Origin of the sequence: Rhodococcus gordoniae, from assembly GCF_001646655.1 — a bacterium.
Classification (GTDB): domain Bacteria; phylum Actinomycetota; class Actinomycetes; order Mycobacteriales; family Mycobacteriaceae; genus Rhodococcus; species Rhodococcus gordoniae.
Window position 1 is genome coordinate 26,133 of record NZ_LPZN01000001.1, and the last position, 18,382, is coordinate 44,514.

Here is an 18,382-nt window from a genome sequence, read left to right on the forward strand (position 1 = left end):
CGCTCGGCACCGGGGTCATGCGATCGGATCGGTGAGCAGGTCGAGGAAGAGTCTCGCGGCCCTACTGGGGGACGCGTTGGTGCGTCCGACGAGTGCGAGAGTGCGGCACCGGTTTCCGGTGTTCATGCGAATCCGCCGAAGCCCGCTGCGCTGCGCGATCGGTTCGGGCACGACCGCCACTCCGAGGCCGTAGCGGACCAGTTCGAGGAGCCGGTCCATGTCGCCGACCCGGAACGTGATGTGCCGGTGCACTCCCGCAGCCGCGAACAACGACTCGATCGTGGTCTGCAGACCGGTGCCCGCCTGGAAATCGACGAACGAACAGGACTGCAGGTCGTGCATCTCGATGTCCGTCACCGCAGCGAGCGGATGATCCGGGGCCGCGACGACGGTCAGTTCCTCACGGTAGGTCCGGAGGGCGGTCAGCCCCGACCGGAGCGGGCGTGCATCGAGTGCGACGAATGCCAGGTCCAGCTCCGCTGTGGTCACGGCATCGAAGAGTTCGTCCGTGGTCGCTTCTCTCAGCGTCACTCCGATTCCCGGAAACCTGCCGTGCAGGCGCGCCAGCAGTGCGGGGAGGTCCACTGCGGTGAACGTCTGCACCGTCCCCAGCGTCAGTGTGCCCAGTTCTCCGGTCCGCAACCGGCCGACGGCGGCCACCGCGTCCTGTGCTTCCCCGAGCATTCTCTGCGCATAGGGATAGAGCACCTTGCCGGCATCGGTCGGGACCACCGAGCGGGTGGTGCGTTCGAACAACGGTGTTCCCAGCTCGTTCTCCAGCGCGCGGACGGAGGCGCTGAGGGCCGACTGGGACAGGTGCACGGATTCGGCGGCGCGGGTGAAGTGACCGTGCTCGACGACCGCCAGGAAATGGCGGAGCTGACGAAACTCCATTGATCGATTCTACTTCTGCGATCGATCGATTTATCCCGTTGGACAGATCGATGGACGGCGTTCGACGATCGGATCCATGTCACGCACCGATATCTCGACGCCTCGTATGGATCGCCGACTCGTCGCGGTGATGGCCCTTGCCTCGGGGTTGGTGGTGGCCAACAGCTATTACGCGCAACCGCTGGTCGGCGCCATCGCCGAGACCTTCGACGCCTCCACTGCCGAGGTCGGGCTCGTGGTCACGGCCGGACAGATCGGGTACGCGCTCGGCCTGGCGTTCCTCGTTCCCGTCGGGGACATGGTCGAACGACGGACACTCCTGCGCTGGATGCTCCTCGTCACCGCTGCCGGTTTGCTGGTCATGGCGTGGTCGCCGGACTGGCGGATCCTGGCGGCGTGCGCCGTCCTGGTCGGTACGGGATCGGTCGTGGGCCAGGTGCTGGTGCCTTTCGCGGCGAGTCTCGCCCGCGACGACGAGCGTGGACGTGTCATCGGCAACGTCATGACCGGTCTGTTGCTGGGCATCCTGCTGTCCCGCGTGGTGGCAGGACTGATCGCCGAGGTGGCAGGCTGGCGGGCGGTGTTCGTATGCGCAGCGGTGCTGATGCTGCTCACCGTGCTGTTGATCCGCACCCTGCCGGAGTCGGCCCCCACCACCGATGCCGGGTACCGTGCGGTGCTGGCCTCGGTACTCCGACTGATGTCCGCCGAAGCCGTTCTGCGGCAACGGATCGCGTACGGCGCACTGACGTACGCGTCGTTCGGGGTGTTCTGGACGAGCGTGGGATTCCTCCTCGCCGGACCGGGATACGGGTGGTCCGATGCGCGCATCGGGATGTTCACCCTCTTCGGGGTCGCGGGTGCGTTGGCCGCGCGTGTGGCGGGTGCTCTCGCCGACCGGGGATATGCGCGTCGCCAGACCGGATTCTTCGTCGCCGTCACCGCGGCGAGTTTCGTGCTGCTCGCCGTCGGGGAGCGTCACGTCGTCGCGCTGGCGATCGGGGTCGCACTGCTCGATCTGGGGATCCAGGGAACACACATCAGCAACCAGAGTCTGATCTACCCGCTTCGGTCCGACGCTCGAAGCCGCCTCAACACCGCCTACATGACCTGCTACTTCCTCGCAGGATCGCTCGGGAGTGTGCTGTCCACCCTCGCGTACTTCGGTGGAGGCTGGAAAGCGGTGTGCGTGCTGGGGGCGGTCTTCCCCACCTGTGGTCTCGGGCTCTGGATTCGCGAGATGCAGGGCGTGAGGCGTGCGCGGACGTGCGTTCCCGTCGAGCAGGCCGGGAACGCCTGACACCGTAGTGATCCCCCCGAGATTCCGGGCGTGCGGCCGGCGGGTCTAGTGTTCGGCGATGTGAGTAGACGCACCGAAGTGGTGTCCGCGCCGATCCGGCGCCTCGCGAACCGGTTGACGCGCAGCCCGGCCAGGGTGGTGGCGCTGGGCTTCGCCGCAGCGATCGCGGTGGGCACGGTGCTGCTGCTGACCCCGGCCGCGACGCAGTCGGGTACCGGAGCAGGCGTGATGGCGGCGCTGTTCACCGCGACCTCCGCGACGTGCCTGACCGGCCTGATCGTCGTGGACACGCCCACCTACTGGTCCGGATTCGGGCAGGGTGTGATCGTCGGGCTGATCCAGGTGGGTGGACTCGGCATCATGACGATGGCCTCGTTGATCGGTTTGGTGCTGGCCGACCGGATCGGCCTGAAGGCCCGGCTCAACGCTGCGGCGGAGGTTCGTACGTCCGGACTCGGCGACGTCCGCAGTGTCGTCGTCGGTGTGGTGCGTACCAGCGTGCTCATCGAAACCGTCGTGGCGTCGGCCCTGGCGCTCCGTTTCGCCGTGGGCTACGACGAAACCCCGGCCCGAGCGGTGTGGCTGGGGGTCTTCCACGCGATCTCGGCGTTCAACAACGCGGGGTTCGCTCTCTACAGCGACAACATCGTCGGGTTCGCCGCCGATCCGTGGATCTGTGTGCCGTTGATGATCGCGGTGATCCTCGGTGGCATCGGGTTTCCGGTGCTGTTCGAACTCGGCAGGCACCTGAGAGGACACCGGAAGCGCTGGTCGCTGCATACCCGGTTGACGGTGGTGGTGACCGCGGTGCTTCTGGTGGTGGGCCCGCTGCTGGTCCTGGTGCTCGAATGGAATCACACTCTGCAGGGACACGATTGGGGCGCGAAGCTGCTCACCGCCACCTTCCAGGGCGTCATGCCGCGCACCGCGGGGTTCAACAGCGTCGACTACGCCCAGGTGGACAACGCGACATTGCTGGTGACCGATGTACTGATGTTCATCGGAGGCGGGAGCGGCGGCACCGCCGGCGGTATCAAGGTCACGACGTTCGCCCTGCTGTTGTTCGTCATCGCCGCCGAGGTCCGGGGCGAGAAGTCCGTGACGGTGTTCGATCGGCGCATCGATCCGCGTCTCCAACGCCAGGCCCTGGCGGTGGCGTTGATCGGTGTGGCGCTGGTGATGGTGCCGACACTCGTGCTTCTCGCCGGTACCGCATTCGACCTCGACGTACTGCTGTTCGAGGTCACCTCGGCGTTCGCGACCGTGGGGCTGTCCACCGGCATCACCGCTCAGTTGCCGTCCTGGGGACAACTGATCCTGGTGACGCTGATGTATCTGGGCCGGATCGGACCCATCACGCTCGTCAGTGCATTGGCGGCCCGAGACCGTGGTCGCCGCTACGAACTACCCACAGAAAGGCCCTTCATTGGCTAGGAAACCGGCCGCCGATGTCGTCGTCGTCCTGGGGCTCGGACGATTCGGAAAATCGCTTGCGCTCGAACTGATGGCTCAGGGCACCGAGGTGCTCGGTATCGATGCGAGCGAAGCGGTGATCGAGAAGGTGTCGGGCCGGCTCACGCACGCTGCCGTCGCCGACACCACCGACGAGGAATCACTTCGGCAGTTGTCGGTGCACGAATACGGCCGGGCGGTCGTGGGGATCGGGTCCGACCTCGAGGCGAGCCTCCTCACGGCCTCGGCGTTGATCAACATGGCGGTACCGAACGTGTGGGCCAAGGCGATCAGCAACGCGCACGCCCGGATCCTCACCCAGATCGGTGTGCATCACGTCGTGCGACCCGAGCACGACATGGGCAAACGCGTTGCGCACCTGGTGCGTGGGCGGATGATGGACTACATCGAGTTCGACGACGGCTTCGCCATGGTCAAGACGGTCGCACCGGCATTCGCCGTAGGAAAGCCTTTGTCGCAGACGACGATCCGAAGCCGCTACGGCGTGACGGTGGTGGCGATCAAGCGACCGGGGGAGGGATTCACCTACGCCACGGCCGACACCGTGATCTCTCCCGGCGACACGATCATCGTCTCCGGGCAGGCGCGCGAGACCGAACGGTTCGCCGAACTGGCGTGAGGCCGGATCGGGCGACGGGAGAGGGTGTCGGCCGTCACGCCCCCACGTGTCATACTTTTGGTATGACGCCGGGTAACGCCTACGTTCACCACGATGTGGTCGTCATCGGTGCCGGTATCTCCGGTCTCGGTGCCGCGGTCCACCTGCGCCGACACGGTATCGACTTCGTCGTCCTCGAGAAGGCCGACGCGATCGCCGGAACCTGGCGGGACAACACCTACCCCGGCTGTGCATGCGATGTGCCGTCGGCGCTCTATTCCTACTCCTTCGCGCCCAACCGCGAGTGGTCCCGCTTGTTCGCCGGACAGGCCGAGATCCGGCGGTACATCGAAGACGTGGCCGAGACGAACGGAGTGCTCCCGCACATCCGGTTCGGCACCGAGATGCAGCGCGCCCGGTGGGACGACCGCGCCCATCGGTGGACGGTGCACACGTCCGCCGGAGTGATCACGGCCGATGCGCTCGTCGCGGCCGCGGGCCCGTGGAACGAACCGCTCATCCCGCACATTCCCGGGCTCGACACCTTTCCCGGTGAGGTGTTCCACTCCTCCCGATGGAACCATCGGTACGACCTGAGCGGAAAACGCGTCGCGGTGGTCGGGACCGGCGCGTCGGCGGTGCAGTTCGTTCCCGAGATCCAGCCGGACGTTGCCGAACTGCACCTGTATCAGCGCACCGCCCAATGGGTGCTGCCGAAACCCGACTATCCCCTCCGGCGTCTCGAACGTGCCGTCCTGCGCCGAGTGCCGGGTGCCCACGAAGTGTTGCGACGATCCGAGTACGCGATCATGGAAATGCTGGGGCTCGGCTTCCGGAACCCGGCGTTCATGAAGGTGCTGCAGCAGGTCGGCCGGGCATGGTTGCGTCTGCAGGTGCACGACCGGCGACTACGCGACCTCCTCACACCGGAGTACACGCCGGGTTGCAAACGCATGCTGTTCTCCAACACCTACTACCGATCCCTGACCCGGTCGAACGTCGAAGTGCATCCCACCGCCGTGGCGTCGGTGCGGGGAAATGTGGTGATCGGCGGGGACGGTGTCGAACGCGAGGTGGACGCCGTCATCTTCGGTACGGGTTTCCGCATCCTGGACATGCCGATCGCCGGGCGGATCGTCGACGGGCAGGGTCGTAGCCTCGACGATCACTGGAGTGGCAGCCCCCAGGCGTATCTCGGAACGACGGTCGCCGGTTTCCCCAATGCCTTCGTTCTGCTCGGCCCCTCGTTGGGCACCGGACACACGTCCGCCTTCACGATCCTGGAAGCGCAACTGGGATACGTCATGCAGGCGCTGATCCGAGCGCGGCAGGAGGGATGGACCCGGATGGAGCCGCGACGGGCCGTGCAGGATGCCTTCAACCGGACGGTGCAGGACGCACTCGACGGGACCGTGTACAACGCCGGCGGTTGTCGTAGTTACTTCTTCGATGTCAACGGCCGCAACAGTTTCAACTGGCCGTGGTCCACGGACCGGATGCTGCGGGAGCTGTCGACGTTCGACGAGGCGGCGTTCGATGTCTCCTCGGTCCCACCCGCACGAATGTGATCGGTCGGGCGGGGAATCGTCCTCAGGAGGGGTCTTCGATGCGCAGACCGAGATGAGCGGCGAAGTGTCCTGCCAGTTCGACGGCCTGATGGGCGCTGATCGTCGCACCCTTCATACCGCCCGGGTTGCGGATCGTGTCGATCCGCAACCCGCGGAGATCGACCTGGTCGAGAGATGCGCGGTCGACGTCGAGGACACCGACGGAACAGTCCTCGAAGGCGACGCGGGTGAACGTGCCGCCTCCCAGATCCAGTTCGTCGAGGATGCAGCCGCGGAAGAGCACGTCGCGTCCCGTGGCGGCCCGCAGATTGACCAGGCCGAGTTTCGAATCCGCGATCGTGACGCTGCGCAGATCCGCGTCGAAGAGGTCCAGCGCACCGATCCGGCTGTCCCGGATGTGCACGCGGTGCAGGCCGCTGCGCGGCGCGAACAGATTCGGTGCCTGCATGCGCTCGACCAGAGTGTCGCGCAGGCGTGCGCTCGTGAGGTCGCTGTCGGCGACGATCGGTGTGACGAGCGAACATTCGGACATGACGATCCCCGTCAGATCACGGCCCGTGAGGTCCGTGTCGGTGTAGCGCACGCTCTCGAAGATCCCGTGCGCGAGCAGCTCGTCGCCGTCCGCGTCGGTGAGGACACCGAGGTCCGGAGCGTCGATCCTCGGCGGGTGGGTGGTGGAACGAGCAGCCATGGTTCTCGGGGCCTCCGGATCGGTCGGGTGTCTGCCGTTCAGCTTCCCAACCCGTCGGGTTCGGGGGAACGTGGGGGACAGTCCCGTCGCCGGTGGCGATGTGCTACTCGGGCTATGCGGGTCGACGCTGCTGGGCCGCCCGCGCTCGGTGCCTGCGCACAGCGGCGCGGTTCGCGCAGCGCACGGAGCAGTACCGCTGGCGACCGTTGCGGGTGATGTCGACGACCACGGCCGAGCACGGGTTGGTGGGAATGTCCGCTGCGGCGCACCGGTGGAGGCGGTGCATTCCGCGCGTGGTGAGGTGCAGTGCCGTGCCGACGCTGATCACCGCGCGCAGTACGTCGGGGAGCGGTTGCACCTCGTCGCGGTAGTGCAGGTGCCACCCCTCGCCGTCGTGATCGGTCAGCCGGGGATAGGCCGCTGCGGTGGCCATCTGCGCGTTGAGCAGGCGCGCACGTTCCCTGGGGTCGGACGCGTCGACGATGGCGAGCCAGTCGTCGATGACCTCGCGGGTGCGTGGATGGTCGTCGGGCGCGGTCGGGAAGTCCATGGTCATCCCCACCTCGCGCGTACGGGCCACGATGCCGTCCCGATCGTCGGGCCAGTCGCCGGCCAGCGACGCCGCGAGGAGGACCGCATACTCGCCGTAAGGGGTGAGATGCATAAGGCCATTACATCATGGTGGTGGACATGACCGCTATCGAAGCTCGGAACCCACAGGAATGCCCGGTCCGGACTCCCGCTCACGAACACGCGTGGAGCGTGGAGTCGAGTCACGCCACGTCGATCGGACAGGTGCTGTACGTGCGCTGCGTCGGGTGCGGGGCCCGGCGCGTCGATCTCGGCGGGGCGCCTTTCGTTCCACCGACCGCGCTGAGTACCGAAGTGTCCCCGAACGATTGAGTCACCGGGGCGAGAGCCGGACGTGTGCAGATTCCCGTCAGAAATCGCCCTCGGCGACCTGGAAGCACACCAGTCCCATCCGTCGCCACATGCGCACCACCTGATCGCGATCGTCGAGCACCGCGATGATGCGATAGCGGTGCCGGATGTGACGGTCGAACAGCTCGGCCTTGACGATCGAATCCTTCCGGTTGTCGCCGGCCGGACGCATGTACAGCTCGTCGTAGGGGATGTCGTGCCGGGCGAGCCACTCCTCGGTTTCCGGCCGGCACACGCCGTCGCGTCCCGAGAGCAGCACGATCGCCGCCCTGTCGGGTGCGGCGGCGAACGCTCGCACCGCGGCCTCGACCGCCGGGGAGACGGTGTCCTCGCCCACCCTGTGCCAGTGATACGGACTCCGGTCGCTCATGTGCGCGAGCGTTCCGTCGATGTCGACGAGCCAGGCCGCCGGGAGGGTCGGATCCTCGACGTACCGTGCCGGAGTTGCGGGCGCGTTTCCCGGCGGCCGGTGCCGCTGCCTTGGTCGTTCCCTGCGATCGCGTGTCTTCTTCGCCACGGACGTCGTATACCCACTCCTGCTCCGCGATGAGTATGCGAGCCGAGCGGGGTCTGCCTTCGTGACAGTGGAACACATTCGACGATACGAGGAGTCACGATGCCCAGGATCACTCCGTGGTTGTGGTTCGACATGAACGCCGAGGAGGCCGCGAACTTCTACCTCGGCATCTTCCCCAACTCCAAGATCGGTGAGATCACCCGCTACACCGAAGAGTCCACCGGAGGTGACATCCCGGTTCCGCCCGGGACCCCGATGACGGTCGAGTTCTTCCTCGACGGTCAGGTCTTCTACGGACTCAACGGGGGACCGCAGTTCCGGTTCTCCGAAGCGGTGTCCTTCCAGATCGACTGCGCCGATCAGGAGGAGGCCGACCACTACTGGTACGCGCTGACCGCCGACGGCGGTGAGGAATCCGCCTGCGGATGGTTGAAGGACAAGTACGGCCTGTCGTGGCAGGTGGTACCGAAACGGCTGAACGAACTTCTCGCCGACCCCGATCCGGAGGTCGCGAAGCGCGTGACCGCCGCGATGATGAAGATGCGCCGGATCGACGTGTCGGCGCTGGAGGCCGCCGCGCGCGGCTGATCGGCGCCCGAGCGCTGCGGTACGTTTCGGTGCATGACCACTCGCACCCAGCGGCTCGACGACCTGCCGTTCACCGGCAGACATCGCCGCCTGCTGACCGGCTCCGGCGTGGGCTGGGCCCTCGACGCCATGGACGTTGGGTTGATCTCGTTCGTCATGGCAGCCCTGGCCGTGCAGTGGGATCTGTCGTCGACGCAGCTCTCGTGGATCGGATCCATCGGCTTCGTCGGCATGGCGATCGGTGCGTCCCTCGGTGGTCTGCTCGCCGACCGCATCGGACGCCGGCAGGTCTTCGCCGCGACGCTGCTCGTCTACGGTCTCGCGACCGGTGCGGCGGCGCTGTCGACCTCGGTGGCGATGCTCATCGTCCTGCGGTTCGTCGTCGGACTCGGTCTCGGTGCCGAACTGCCGGTCGCGTCGACGCTGGTCAGTGAGTTCGCGCCCCGCAAGGTGCGAGGACGCGTGGTCGTCGCCCTCGAGGCGTTCTGGGCGGTCGGCTGGCTCCTGGCCGCTCTCATCGGTTATTTCGTCGTTCCCACCAGCGACAACGGGTGGCGGTGGGCGCTCGCCGTCGGGCTCGTCCCGGCCGCCTACGCCCTCGTCGTGCGGTTCGGCCTACCCGAATCCGTGCGTTATCTCGAGAGTCGCGGACGGCACGCGGAAGCCGAGGCGATCGTGCGGGACTACGAGCAATCGGCCGGTGTCACGTCCGTTCCGGAGGACGAACAACCCGTCCGGACCGTCGCGGAAGTCGAGCGCGCTCCCCGGGGCTCGGTGTGGGCGCCGAATCTGCGCCGTCGCACCGCGGCGCTGTGGATCGTGTGGTTCGGCATCAACTTCTCGTACTACGGCGTCTTCATCTGGTTGCCGAGCCTGCTCGTCGCGCAGGGCTTCGACCTGGTCACCTCGTTCGGATACACGCTGATCATCACCCTTGCCCAGCTGCCTGGCTACGGCGTCGCGGCGTGGCTGATCGAGGTGTGGGGACGACGCACGACGCTGGGTGTCTTCCTCGCCGGTTCGGCCGTCTCGGCAGGGTTGTTCGGCCTCGCCGAGACACCGGGAACGATCGTCGCGGCCGGTATGGCGCTGTCGTTCTTCAATCTCGGAGCATGGGGTGCGTTGTACGCGATCGGCCCCGAGCTGTATCCCACACCGGTCCGCGGCGCCGGTACCGGTTCGGCCGCGGCCTTCGGCCGGCTCGCGTCGATCATCGCCCCGCTGCTGGTGCCGGTGCTGCTGGACACCGGTGGCAACGGTCTCGTCTTCGGCGCGTTCGCGGCGTCGTTCGTCGTCGCCGCACTCGCCGCGTTCACCCTGCCCGAGCGGGCCGGGACGGTCCTCGACGAGAGGTGACGTCGGGAACCGTCCCGGCCGGAGCTCAGAAGCGCTCGCGCAGTTCGACTTTGCGGATCTTTCCGGACGCGGTCTTCGGCAGGGCACCGAAGACGATGCTGTCGGGCACCTTGAAGCCGGCGAGCTGCGAACGCACGTGTGCCCGCAGTTCCGCCTCGTCGGCGTTCGCGCCGCTGCGCAACGTCACGTAGGCGACGGGACGTTCGCCCCACTTCTCGCTCGGTGCTGCGACCACGGCCGCCTCGAGAACGACCGGGTGGCTGATGAGAGCCGCCTCGACCTCGGCGGAGGAGATGTTCTCGCCGCCGGAGATGATGACGTCCTTGGCGCGGTCGCGGATCTCGATGTAGCCGTCCGGATGCATGACGCCGATGTCGCCGGTGCGGAACCAGCCGTCCGGCACCGCGCGGGCGGTCGCGTCCGGGTTGTTGTAGTAGCCGAGCATCACATTGTTGCCGCGCAGTGCGATCTCGCCGGACGTCTCACCGTCGGCCGGAACGTCGGATCCCATCGCGTCGACGATGCGGACTTCACCGGCCACGATATTGCCGACACCCTGCCGGGAACGCAGCCGTGCCTTCTCGTCCTCGGGGAGGACATCCCACTCCGAACGCCACTCGCAGATCGCCGCCGGACCGTATGTCTCGGTGAGCCCGTACAGGTGGGTGATGTCGAGTCCGAGGGCGGTGCACCGCTCGATGAGGGCGGGCGCCGGCGGTGCGCCACCGATGGCGGCGACCACACGATGGTCGATGCCGCCGGCAGTGGGGGCGTCCACCAGCGACGCGAGCACGGTCGGCGCGCCGCACAGGTGCGTGACGTTCTCGGTGCGCACGAGATCCCAGATCCGTTCGGGATCGACCTTGGGCAGGCACACGTGCGTGCCACCGGCCGCGGTGACCGCCCAGGTGAACGTCCAGCCGTTGCAGTGGAACATCGGCAGCGTCCACAGATAGGCGGATCCGCTGTCCAGCCCGAAGTGCGCGACCATTGCCAGGGCCTGCAGGTAGGCGCCGCGCGCGTGGTACATCACGCCCTTCGGATCACCGGTGGTGCCGGACGTGTAGTTCAGAGCGATCATGCTGCGCTCGTCGGCGAGCGGCACGTACCGGTGGCGGGCCTCCGCGAGCCTGTCCTCGTAGTCGTCGCCGACGACGGTAATGGACGGCAGGCCGGCCGTCGCCTCGCGGGCCAGGTCGGCCAGCGACTGCTCGACGAGCAGGACCCGGCTGCCCGAGTGCTCGAGGACGAACCGGAGTTCCGGCGCGGTGAGGCGAGTGTTGAGCGAGACGAGCACGGCGCCTGCGTAGAGCACGCCGTAGTGCGCCTCGAGCATCAGCGAGGTGTTCGGCGCGAGCACCGCGACACGGTCGCCGGGTTGGACGCCGAGAGCGTGCAACATGCCCGACTGCCGCAGGCACCGATCGCGCAGTTCGGCGTAGGTGCGGCGGATGTCTCCGTCCACCACCGCGAGGTCGTCACGGAAGACTCGGGCGGAACGGTCGAGAAATGCTGTGGGCGTGAGTGTTTCGAAACTGAAAAGCTCGGTCACCTTGGTCGGTGCTCCTTCGGATTACGTCGCGCGCGTACTCCCCGTCGCGAACGATGATGCGCACACCTCCCCGTGTGCTGTGAGGGCATTGCTCATTCTTCCAAGAGCCGTTACCGATCTTGAACAGGGTCCATCTCTTTCCGTACCGGCTGAACGCTCCGTCTGCCGTTGACCGGACCCGGAATCCGGCGTTCACTGAGAGGCACCGTGCCCGTCCACGAGAGAAGGCGAGCGGTATGAGTGCTCGGCAGAACGAAGCCCGCCGAACCTCCCGTCCGGCGCGGCGGTCGACCGCGACGCGCGCGAGGACCACGGGGACGGAGACTCCCGCCGAGCCTGCGCGGACGCGCAGCCGTCGACCTCGCGAGCCCGAGCCCGCGGCGCGGCGCGGCACTCGCGAACCCGACAGCACCGCGCGGCGCCGAGATCGCGACCCCGGAACCGGCTCGCGACGCACCTCGACCCGAACCTCATCCCGATCGACCACTCGGACATCGACCCGTTCGGACGCCACGCCCCGCGCTCGTGCGAAGCCGGCACTTCCGACGGAGAGACGACCGCGTCCGCCGGCGAACGACGCCCGGGCAGGAAAACCGACACGCCGGGCACGTGAGCGGACACGACCCGAGCAGACCCGACCCGAGCAGACCCGACCCGAGCAGACACAGCCGGAACCCGCATCGCTCCTCGAGAGGTTGAAGGATGCACTGCGGACCGGTGTCCGTACCGCGCTGGCCGGACTCCGGGGACTCGGGGCGAGACTGATCCGGAAGATCCGCGGATGGGTGGACTCGCTCCTCGGCGAGGTCACCAGCGGTGGCGTGGGACTGCAGGCGGTCCTCGCCGGCATCCGGGCCGCGCTGGAGGGTCGCAATCCGGCCCTCGCCGCACTCGGCGGGTTGATCTCCGGACTCAGCACCAAGGCGAAGATCGGCCTGGCCGTCGTGATCGCGCTGGTGCTGCTGCTCGGACCCGTCCTGCTCGTGATCCTGTTGCTGGCCGTCCTTGTCGCAGCGGTGATCAGCGCCGTCCGGTCCGCGGGGGACTGATCTGCCGGAACGACCGGTCCGTCTGCCGTGAGCAGACGAACCGCCGGTTCGCGCCCATCGGGGGTCAGGCTGGCTGCATGACGACCACCGAACCACTCTCGTACCGGGACCAACTGGCCGACAGACTCTTCCGTCAGCGCATCCTGCGACTGACCGGAGAGGTGGACGACGAGATGGCCGAGCGCGTTTGCTCGGAACTCGTCCTGCTCGCCTCCGCCGACGACCGGCGCGACATCGTCCTGCACATCAACTCGCCCGGCGGATCCGTCTTCGCCGGCCTCGCCATCTACGACACGATGCAACTCGTTCCCAACGACATCGTCACCGTGGCAGCGGGATTCGCCGCCAGTATGGGGCAGGTCCTGCTCGCGGCAGGCACCAAGGGCAAACGCGCGAGCCTTGCCCACAGCCGGATCATGATGCACCAACCCTCGGCCGGATTCTCGGGGACGGCCGTCGACATCGCGATCCAGGCCGAGAATCTCGAATACATGAAACTGCAGTCGCAGCAGATTCTCTCGGACGCCACCGGACATTCACTCGAGGAGATCGAACGCGACAGCGACCGCGACCGGTGGTTCACCGCCGAACAAGCACGCGAGTACGGCATCGTCGACACCGTCGTCGGGTCGCTCGCCGAACTGGCGCCGTTCGCCGCGGGACGACAGATGGGACTGGGACGATGAGCACCTACACGATCCCCAACGTCATCGAACGCACACCGGCGGGGGAGCGGTCGTTCGACGTCTTCAGCCGGTTGCTCAACGAACGCATCGTCTTCCTCGGCACCGAGATCGACGACGGGGTCGCCAACGTCGTGATGGCCCAGATGCTGCATCTCGAGGCCGAATCTCCCGACCGGGAGATCGGTCTCTACATCAATTCGCCCGGTGGATCGTCCACCGCGATGCTCGCGATCTACGACACCATGCAGTTCCTGCGTCCGAAGGTCGCGACCTACTGCATGGGTCAGGCCGCCTCGGCGGCCGCCGTGCTGCTCGCGGCCGGAGCCCCCGGTCGCCGACACGTGCTCGCCCATTCGCGGGTGTTGCTGCACCAGCCCTCGGCGCAGGGGCAGGGCACCATCTCCGATCTGGCCCTGCAGGCGGCGGAGGTGATGAGGGTGCGGGCCCAGACCGAGGAGATCCTGGCCGCGCACACCGGGCGCGACATCGACCGACTGCGCCGCGACACCGACCGGGACCGGATCTTCTCGCCGACGGAGGCGGTGGCCTACGGCCTGGCCGATCACGTCGTCGTCGACCGGGACGGATGACCCGTCACACCGTCACGTGGTCACACTGTGACGCAGTCACACCGTCATGCCGCGCACAACTCGACGCCGGCGTGACCCGTGGCCCGGAGTGTGCGGTGCGCGGTCATCCGGCGGATCCCGCGCGCGAGCAGTTGCTCCATCGGAAGCTCCAGCGCATCGCACACGGACCGCAGCATCTCGGAGGAGGCCTCCTTGCGTCCACGTTCGACCTCCGACAGATACTGCTTCGACATCCCCACCGTGCGGGCGACGTCCTCGAGGCTGCGGTCCTGATCGCGACGCTCGTCGCGCAGGATCTCGCCGTAGATCTGGCGGAGCAGCCGGGGCTCGGTGCTGTCGGCTCCCCGCGCGGGAGTCCGTGCCGACTTCGCGGCGGTGGCGAAATCGATCACGCGACCCTGCTCCGGCTCCATGCCGACCATTGTGCCGTCGATCCGGCGGCATCGGATCGGGTTCAGCCGAGGACGAACACCGCCCCGGCAGATGTGTAACGGGCCCGTAACCGCAGTTAACCGAACACATGACCTGGCGCCGATAACGTCGGCGCACCACGACGTATACAGCCGTGGATACAGGACAGGAGTTCGGGTGCCGACAGGATTGCACAGGCTTGCGGCTGCGCTCGACGCGCAGCTCGCGGACACCGACGCGGCATACGCCGCGACCTATCCCGGGACCGACGGTGCCCGCCAACCGGTGCACACCGTCTACCTCCCGGCCGACCGCTACGACGCCGGGATCGTGGCACGGTGGGGAGCCGACGCGCTCGACACCCTCGACACCCACATCGACGGACCCGCGGACCTCGCCGCGGTCACCGGCATCGAACCCGAACTCGCCGAGACGGTCCTCCCGCTCGTGGAGGCCAAACTGCGCACCGAACCGATCGAGGATCTGCGCATCGACTTCGAGGACGGTTTCACTCGCCCCGGCATTCCCGAGCACGAACGCGACGCCGACGAGGACGCCCACGTCGCCCGCGCCGCCGCCGAACTCGCGACCGATCCCACCGCGACACCCTTCGTCGGCATCCGGTTCAAGTCCTTCGAGGCCGCCACCCGGCGCCGCGGCCTCCGCACACTCGACGTCTTCGTCGCCGAACTCACCGGAAAGTGCGCTCTCCCGGACGGATTCGTCGTGACGCTGCCCAAGGTCACCGCGCCCGAACAGGTGGCCGCCATGGTGACGGTCTGCGAACACCTCGAGGCCACCTACCCCCTCGCCGCACCCCTGCGGTTCGAGATCCAGATCGAGACGCCACAGGCGATCTGCGGACCCGACGGCACCGCGGCCGTCGCCACGATGATCCGAGCGGCCCGCGGACGCTGTTCGGGACTGCACTACGGCACCTACGACTACTCGGCCGCGTGCGACATCGCCGCGGAGTACCAGGCGATGGACCACCCCGTCGCCGACCACGCCAAGGCCACGATGCAGGTCGCGGCAGCGGGCACCGGGGTGCGGTTGTCCGACGGGTCCACCAACCGCCTTCCCGTCGGCACCCGCGACGAGATCCGTGCGGCATGGGGACTGCACGCCCGCCTGATCGACCGGTCGCTGCGCCGCGGTTTCTACCAGGGCTGGGATCTGCACCCGGCGCAGTTGCCCACCCGCTACGCCGCGACCTTCGCGTTCTATCGCCGGTCGCTGTCCACCGCCGCGGGACGCGTCGCGGCCTATCTCGACCCGGCCCTGTCGTCGGGATATCTCGACGAACCCGCCACCGCCCGTGCTCTCGCCGCCTTTCTCCTGCGAGGAACGAGCTGCGGAGCCCTCACCGAGAAGGAAGTATGCGATCGCACAGGCACGAATCTCGACCACCTGGCCCGGCTCGCGGGTCGACCGACGGCGGTGACGCGATGACCACCATGATCCGCGCGCGACGCGCCGTGGTGGGGGACGAGGAACGCAGCTGCGCCGTCCACGTGCGCGACGGTCGCATCGTCGCAATCGAGGAGTACGACGACGCCGCTCCGGCCGGTGCACGGGAGATCGTCCTCGCCGACGACGAGATGCTGCTCCCCGGCCTGGTGGACACGCACGTCCACGTCAACGAACCCGGCCGCACCGAATGGGAGGGATTCGCGACGGCGACACGTGCCGCCGCGGCCGGGGGAGTGACGACGATCGTCGACATGCCCCTCAACTCCATCCCGTCCACCGTAGACGTGGAGGCCCTCGAGGTGAAGCAGAAGGTCGCGGCCGAGCAGGTCACCGTCGACGTCGGATTCTGGGGCGGTGCGGTCCCCGGCAACCTCGCCGAGCTCGAACCTCTCTGGGACGCAGGGGTGTACGGCTTCAAGTGCTTCCTCGCGTATTCGGGTCTCGACGAGTACCCGCCGCTGGACCGCGAGCAGATGGTCGAGGCGATGCGTGTGATCGCCGGCTTCGGCGGCCTGCTCATCGTGCATGCCGAGGACGGACCGACCCTCGATGCGCAGGACCCGCCGGCCGGTCCTCGATACGACGACTTCCTGTACTCGCGACCACCGGTCGCCGAATCTCGTGCCGTGGCCCAGGTCATCGACGGCGCGCGGCAGACCGGATGCCGCGTGCACATCCTGCACCTGTCGGACGCGGGAAGCCTCCCGCTCGTCGCCGCGGCGAAGGCCGAGGGGCTGCCCGTCACCGCGGAGACCTGCCCGCACTATCTGTCGCTGTTCAGTGAGGAGATCCTCGACGGCTCCACACATTTCAAGTGCTGCCCACCGATTCGTGAGGCCCGTAACCGGGAAGCGCTGTGGCGCGGCCTGGCCGACGGCACACTCGACTGCATCGTCTCCGATCACTCGCCGTGCCTGCCGGAACTGAAGAAGTTCGTCACCGGCGACTTCGGCGAGGCCTGGGGCGGAATCTCGTCGCTGCAACTCGGACTGCCCATCGTGTGGTCGGAGGCCCGCAAGCGCGGGCACACACTCGTCGACGTGGTGCGCTGGATGGCCGGTCGCACCGCCGACCTCGTGGGCCTGGCCGACCGCGGTGCCATCGCCGTGGGCAACAGTGCCGACCTGTGCGTCTTCGCGCCCGACGACGCCTTCGTGGTCTTCCCGGAGCGACTGCACCACCGCAACGCGGTGACGCCCTACGCCGAACGCGCGCTGGCCGGGGTCGTGCGGCAGACCTGGCTCGCCGGTGAACCACTCACCGTCACCCTCGGCGCCACCGACCCCGCACCGCGTGGTGCGCTGCTCTCCCGAAAGGAAAACCGTTGACCGAAGCAGATTTCCTGCAACTGCCCGATCTCGCCGCGCGATCGCTGGGCGGAGCCGTCGTGTACGCGAACGACGAGTTCTTCGCGAGTCGCGAGAACCTGATCTCGCCGGGCGCACCCGATTTCGATCCGTCCGAGTTCGGGCACAAGGGAAAAGTCTACGACGGGTGGGAGACCCGGCGTCGCCGCGAGTCCGGGCACGACTTCGCGGTGGTCCGGCTCGGCGTTCCCGGTGTCGTCGAGGGCATGGTGATCGACACCGCCTGGTTCACCGGCAACTACCCGCCCTTCGCATCCGTCGAGGGGGTGAACCTCGATGGTTACCCGACCGATCGGGAACTCCTGGACGCACCGTGGGAACCGGTCCTCGAGCGGGTGGCCCTGAAGGGGGACACCGCGAACGCCTTCGCGGTGGACGACAACCGGCGCTGGACGCACCTGCGCCTGAACATCTTTCCCGACGGCGATGTGGCCCGATTCCGCGTGCACGGACATGCGCGCCCGGACCCGGCCTTCCTCACGGGCACGATCGATCTCGCGGCCCTCGAGAACGGTGGCGACGTCGTCGCGTGCTCGAACCGTTTCTATTCGTCGCCGCGCAACATCATCGGCCTCGGTCGCTCGCGGCACATGGGGGAGGGCTGGGAGAACGCCCGTCGCCGCGACGACGGCAACGACTACGTGGTGATCCGCCTCGCCGGGCAGGGCTGCGTCGATCATGTCGAGATCGACACCTCCTATTTCGTCGGCAACGCACCGGGAGCGGCACGCCTGAGCGGAATTCCCAGCGAGGACGCGATGTCCGACGAATCGTCCTGGGTCGACCTCGTGCCGCGGACCGCACTGCTGCCGGACTGCCGGCATCGTTTCCGCGTCGATTCGCCGACGCCGGTCGAGTTCGTGCGGCTCGACGTCTATCCCGACGGCGGCATCGCCCGCCTGCGTGTGAACGGACGACTGACCTGAGACAGATCTGACGAACGTATTACCCAGGTGACGACGGTGTTCGACGTCACCGCCAAAGACGCGCGACGAACGCGCTTGCGCGGTGGGCAGAAGCCGGACCGGTGTGGGCTGTGCGTGTCACGTCCGGTCGACCGGTTCACCGCTCTTCGTCGGGCGTGCTCCGTCATGGCGCCCCAGATGCCGTGTGTTTCTCCGGCGGCGAGCGCATAGTCGCCGCACTCTCCACGAACGCTGCAGCTCATGCAGATACTGCATGCCAGCTGCTCCCGGCGCGCTCGTGCACCTCGGGTTTCGACTTCGGGTGCAAAGAACATCTCCGCGCCGTAGAACCGGCAGAGTGCCCGACTCTGCCAGTCCCAGGCGTGTCCGTCGAGACTCGTGTGCGACAGGCGTTTTCCCAT

General features: G+C 67.7%; 19 protein-coding genes. 12 read left to right on the forward strand and 7 right to left on the reverse strand.

The window, feature by feature from the left end:
* Positions 1–15: 15 nt before the first annotated feature.
* Positions 16–894, reverse strand: coding sequence for a LysR family transcriptional regulator (locus A8G18_RS00115; RefSeq protein WP_064062251.1), 879 nt, complete (start codon positions 892–894; stop codon positions 16–18).
* Between the two features lie 76 nt (positions 895–970).
* Here A8G18_RS00115 and A8G18_RS00120 point away from each other — a divergent pair, with 76 nt between their 5' ends.
* From A8G18_RS00120 to A8G18_RS00135, 4 genes are all read left to right on the forward strand, one after another.
* Positions 971–2,194 carry an MFS transporter gene (locus A8G18_RS00120; RefSeq protein ID WP_064062252.1) on the forward strand — a complete coding sequence of 408 codons (1,224 nt, stop codon included), beginning with the start codon at positions 971–973 and terminating at the stop codon, positions 2,192–2,194.
* A gap of 78 nt (positions 2,195–2,272) precedes the next feature.
* Complete coding sequence (locus tag A8G18_RS00125; RefSeq protein WP_064062253.1) at positions 2,273–3,628, forward strand: TrkH family potassium uptake protein; 1,356 nt, start codon at positions 2,273–2,275, stop codon at positions 3,626–3,628.
* Positions 3,621–4,286, forward strand: a complete 666-nt coding sequence (locus A8G18_RS00130) for a potassium channel family protein (protein ID WP_072740535.1) — start codon at positions 3,621–3,623, stop codon at positions 4,284–4,286. Before A8G18_RS00125 ends, A8G18_RS00130 begins: the two co-directional genes overlap by 8 nt.
* Before the next feature lie 62 nt (positions 4,287–4,348).
* The gene (locus A8G18_RS00135; RefSeq protein WP_064062254.1) at positions 4,349–5,833 is read left to right on the forward strand and encodes a flavin-containing monooxygenase; all 1,485 of its coding nucleotides are present in this window, start codon (positions 4,349–4,351) and stop codon (positions 5,831–5,833) included.
* A gap of 22 nt (positions 5,834–5,855) precedes the next feature.
* On the opposite strand, the gene A8G18_RS00140 is transcribed toward A8G18_RS00135, so the two are convergent.
* From A8G18_RS00140 to A8G18_RS00150, 3 genes are all read right to left on the reverse strand, one after another.
* Positions 5,856–6,524 (reverse strand): pentapeptide repeat-containing protein, encoded by a 669-nt coding sequence (locus tag A8G18_RS00140; protein WP_064062255.1) that lies wholly within the window; start codon positions 6,522–6,524, stop codon positions 5,856–5,858.
* Positions 6,525–6,636: 112 nt separating this feature from the next.
* Positions 6,637–7,188: a CGNR zinc finger domain-containing protein gene (locus tag A8G18_RS00145; protein ID WP_064062256.1), complete on the reverse strand. Its 552-nt coding sequence runs from the start codon at positions 7,186–7,188 to the stop codon at positions 6,637–6,639.
* A 276-nt stretch (positions 7,189–7,464) separates the two neighbouring features.
* On the reverse strand, positions 7,465–7,983 hold the full coding sequence (locus tag A8G18_RS00150) for a phosphatase domain-containing protein (protein WP_016693880.1): 519 nt from the start codon (positions 7,981–7,983) through the stop codon (positions 7,465–7,467).
* 99 nt (positions 7,984–8,082) lie between these two features.
* On the opposite strand from A8G18_RS00150, the gene A8G18_RS00155 reads away from it, so the two are divergent.
* Both A8G18_RS00155 and A8G18_RS00160 read left to right on the forward strand, forming a co-directional pair.
* Complete coding sequence (locus tag A8G18_RS00155) at positions 8,083–8,571, forward strand: VOC family protein (RefSeq protein ID WP_016693879.1); 489 nt, start codon at positions 8,083–8,085, stop codon at positions 8,569–8,571.
* Between the two features lie 33 nt (positions 8,572–8,604).
* Positions 8,605–9,927 (forward strand): MFS transporter, encoded by a 1,323-nt coding sequence (locus A8G18_RS00160; protein ID WP_064062257.1) that lies wholly within the window; start codon positions 8,605–8,607, stop codon positions 9,925–9,927.
* Between the two features lie 25 nt (positions 9,928–9,952).
* On the opposite strand, the gene A8G18_RS00165 is transcribed toward A8G18_RS00160, so the two are convergent.
* On the reverse strand, positions 9,953–11,479 hold the full coding sequence (locus A8G18_RS00165) for an AMP-binding protein (RefSeq protein ID WP_064062258.1): 1,527 nt from the start codon (positions 11,477–11,479) through the stop codon (positions 9,953–9,955).
* Positions 11,480–12,174: 695 nt separating this feature from the next.
* Here A8G18_RS00165 and A8G18_RS00170 point away from each other — a divergent pair.
* The 3 genes from A8G18_RS00170 to A8G18_RS00180 all read left to right on the forward strand — a co-directional run bounded on the left by A8G18_RS00170 (position 12,175) and on the right by A8G18_RS00180 (position 13,804).
* A complete protein-coding gene (locus A8G18_RS00170; RefSeq protein WP_064062259.1) occupies positions 12,175–12,528 on the forward strand; it encodes a hypothetical protein in 354 nt (117 codons plus the stop codon).
* A 77-nt stretch (positions 12,529–12,605) separates the two neighbouring features.
* On the forward strand, positions 12,606–13,214 hold the full coding sequence (locus A8G18_RS00175; RefSeq protein ID WP_024103381.1) for a ClpP family protease: 609 nt from the start codon (positions 12,606–12,608) through the stop codon (positions 13,212–13,214).
* Positions 13,211–13,804, forward strand: coding sequence for an ATP-dependent Clp protease proteolytic subunit (locus tag A8G18_RS00180; RefSeq protein ID WP_006550620.1), 594 nt, complete (start codon positions 13,211–13,213; stop codon positions 13,802–13,804). The genes A8G18_RS00175 and A8G18_RS00180 overlap by 4 nt, the downstream gene beginning before the upstream one ends.
* Positions 13,805–13,848: 44 nt before the next feature.
* Here the strand turns inward: A8G18_RS00180 and A8G18_RS00185 are convergent, their stop codons facing one another.
* Positions 13,849–14,226 carry a helix-turn-helix domain-containing protein gene (locus tag A8G18_RS00185; protein ID WP_064062260.1) on the reverse strand — a complete coding sequence of 126 codons (378 nt, stop codon included), beginning with the start codon at positions 14,224–14,226 and terminating at the stop codon, positions 13,849–13,851.
* Between the two features lie 166 nt (positions 14,227–14,392).
* Here A8G18_RS00185 and A8G18_RS00190 point away from each other — a divergent pair, with 166 nt between their 5' ends.
* The 3 genes from A8G18_RS00190 to alc are packed head-to-tail and all read left to right on the forward strand — an operon-like array spanning position 14,393 to position 17,981.
* Positions 14,393–15,667, forward strand: coding sequence for a DUF6986 family protein (locus A8G18_RS00190; protein WP_064062261.1), 1,275 nt, complete (start codon positions 14,393–14,395; stop codon positions 15,665–15,667).
* Positions 15,664–17,016: an allantoinase AllB gene (gene allB, locus A8G18_RS00195; RefSeq protein ID WP_064062262.1), complete on the forward strand. Its 1,353-nt coding sequence runs from the start codon at positions 15,664–15,666 to the stop codon at positions 17,014–17,016. The genes A8G18_RS00190 and allB overlap by 4 nt, the downstream gene beginning before the upstream one ends.
* Positions 17,013–17,981 carry an allantoicase gene (gene alc / locus A8G18_RS00200; protein WP_064062263.1) on the forward strand — a complete coding sequence of 323 codons (969 nt, stop codon included), beginning with the start codon at positions 17,013–17,015 and terminating at the stop codon, positions 17,979–17,981. Before allB ends, alc begins: the two co-directional genes overlap by 4 nt.
* Here alc and A8G18_RS23560 read toward each other — a convergent pair.
* On the reverse strand, positions 17,930–18,382 hold the full coding sequence (locus A8G18_RS23560) for a WhiB family transcriptional regulator (protein WP_084421297.1): 453 nt from the start codon (positions 18,380–18,382) through the stop codon (positions 17,930–17,932). The genes alc and A8G18_RS23560 overlap by 52 nt on opposite strands.

What these genes read in the sequence shown, in the direction of transcription:
- A8G18_RS00140 (WP_064062255.1), bottom strand. Translation starts at nt 6,524, where the DNA reads ATGGCTGCTCGTTCCACCACCCACCCGCCGAGGATCGACGCTCCGGAC.
- A8G18_RS00175 (WP_024103381.1), top strand. Translation starts at nt 12,606, where the DNA reads ATGACGACCACCGAACCACTCTCGTACCGGGACCAACTGGCCGACAGA.
- A8G18_RS00180 (WP_006550620.1), top strand. Translation starts at nt 13,211, where the DNA reads ATGAGCACCTACACGATCCCCAACGTCATCGAACGCACACCGGCGGGG.
- allB (WP_064062262.1), top strand. Translation starts at nt 15,664, where the DNA reads ATGACCACCATGATCCGCGCGCGACGCGCCGTGGTGGGGGACGAGGAA.
- A8G18_RS00135 (WP_064062254.1), top strand. Translation starts at nt 4,349, where the DNA reads ATGACGCCGGGTAACGCCTACGTTCACCACGATGTGGTCGTCATCGGT.
- A8G18_RS00160 (WP_064062257.1), top strand. Translation starts at nt 8,605, where the DNA reads ATGACCACTCGCACCCAGCGGCTCGACGACCTGCCGTTCACCGGCAGA.
- A8G18_RS00115 (WP_064062251.1), bottom strand. Translation starts at nt 894, where the DNA reads ATGGAGTTTCGTCAGCTCCGCCATTTCCTGGCGGTCGTCGAGCACGGT.
- A8G18_RS23560 (WP_084421297.1), bottom strand. Translation starts at nt 18,382, where the DNA reads ATGGGAAAACGCCTGTCGCACACGAGTCTCGACGGACACGCCTGGGAC.
- A8G18_RS00145 (WP_064062256.1), bottom strand. Translation starts at nt 7,188, where the DNA reads ATGCATCTCACCCCTTACGGCGAGTATGCGGTCCTCCTCGCGGCGTCG.
- A8G18_RS00120 (WP_064062252.1), top strand. Translation starts at nt 971, where the DNA reads ATGTCACGCACCGATATCTCGACGCCTCGTATGGATCGCCGACTCGTC.
- A8G18_RS00185 (WP_064062260.1), bottom strand. Translation starts at nt 14,226, where the DNA reads ATGGTCGGCATGGAGCCGGAGCAGGGTCGCGTGATCGATTTCGCCACC.
- A8G18_RS00155 (WP_016693879.1), top strand. Translation starts at nt 8,083, where the DNA reads ATGCCCAGGATCACTCCGTGGTTGTGGTTCGACATGAACGCCGAGGAG.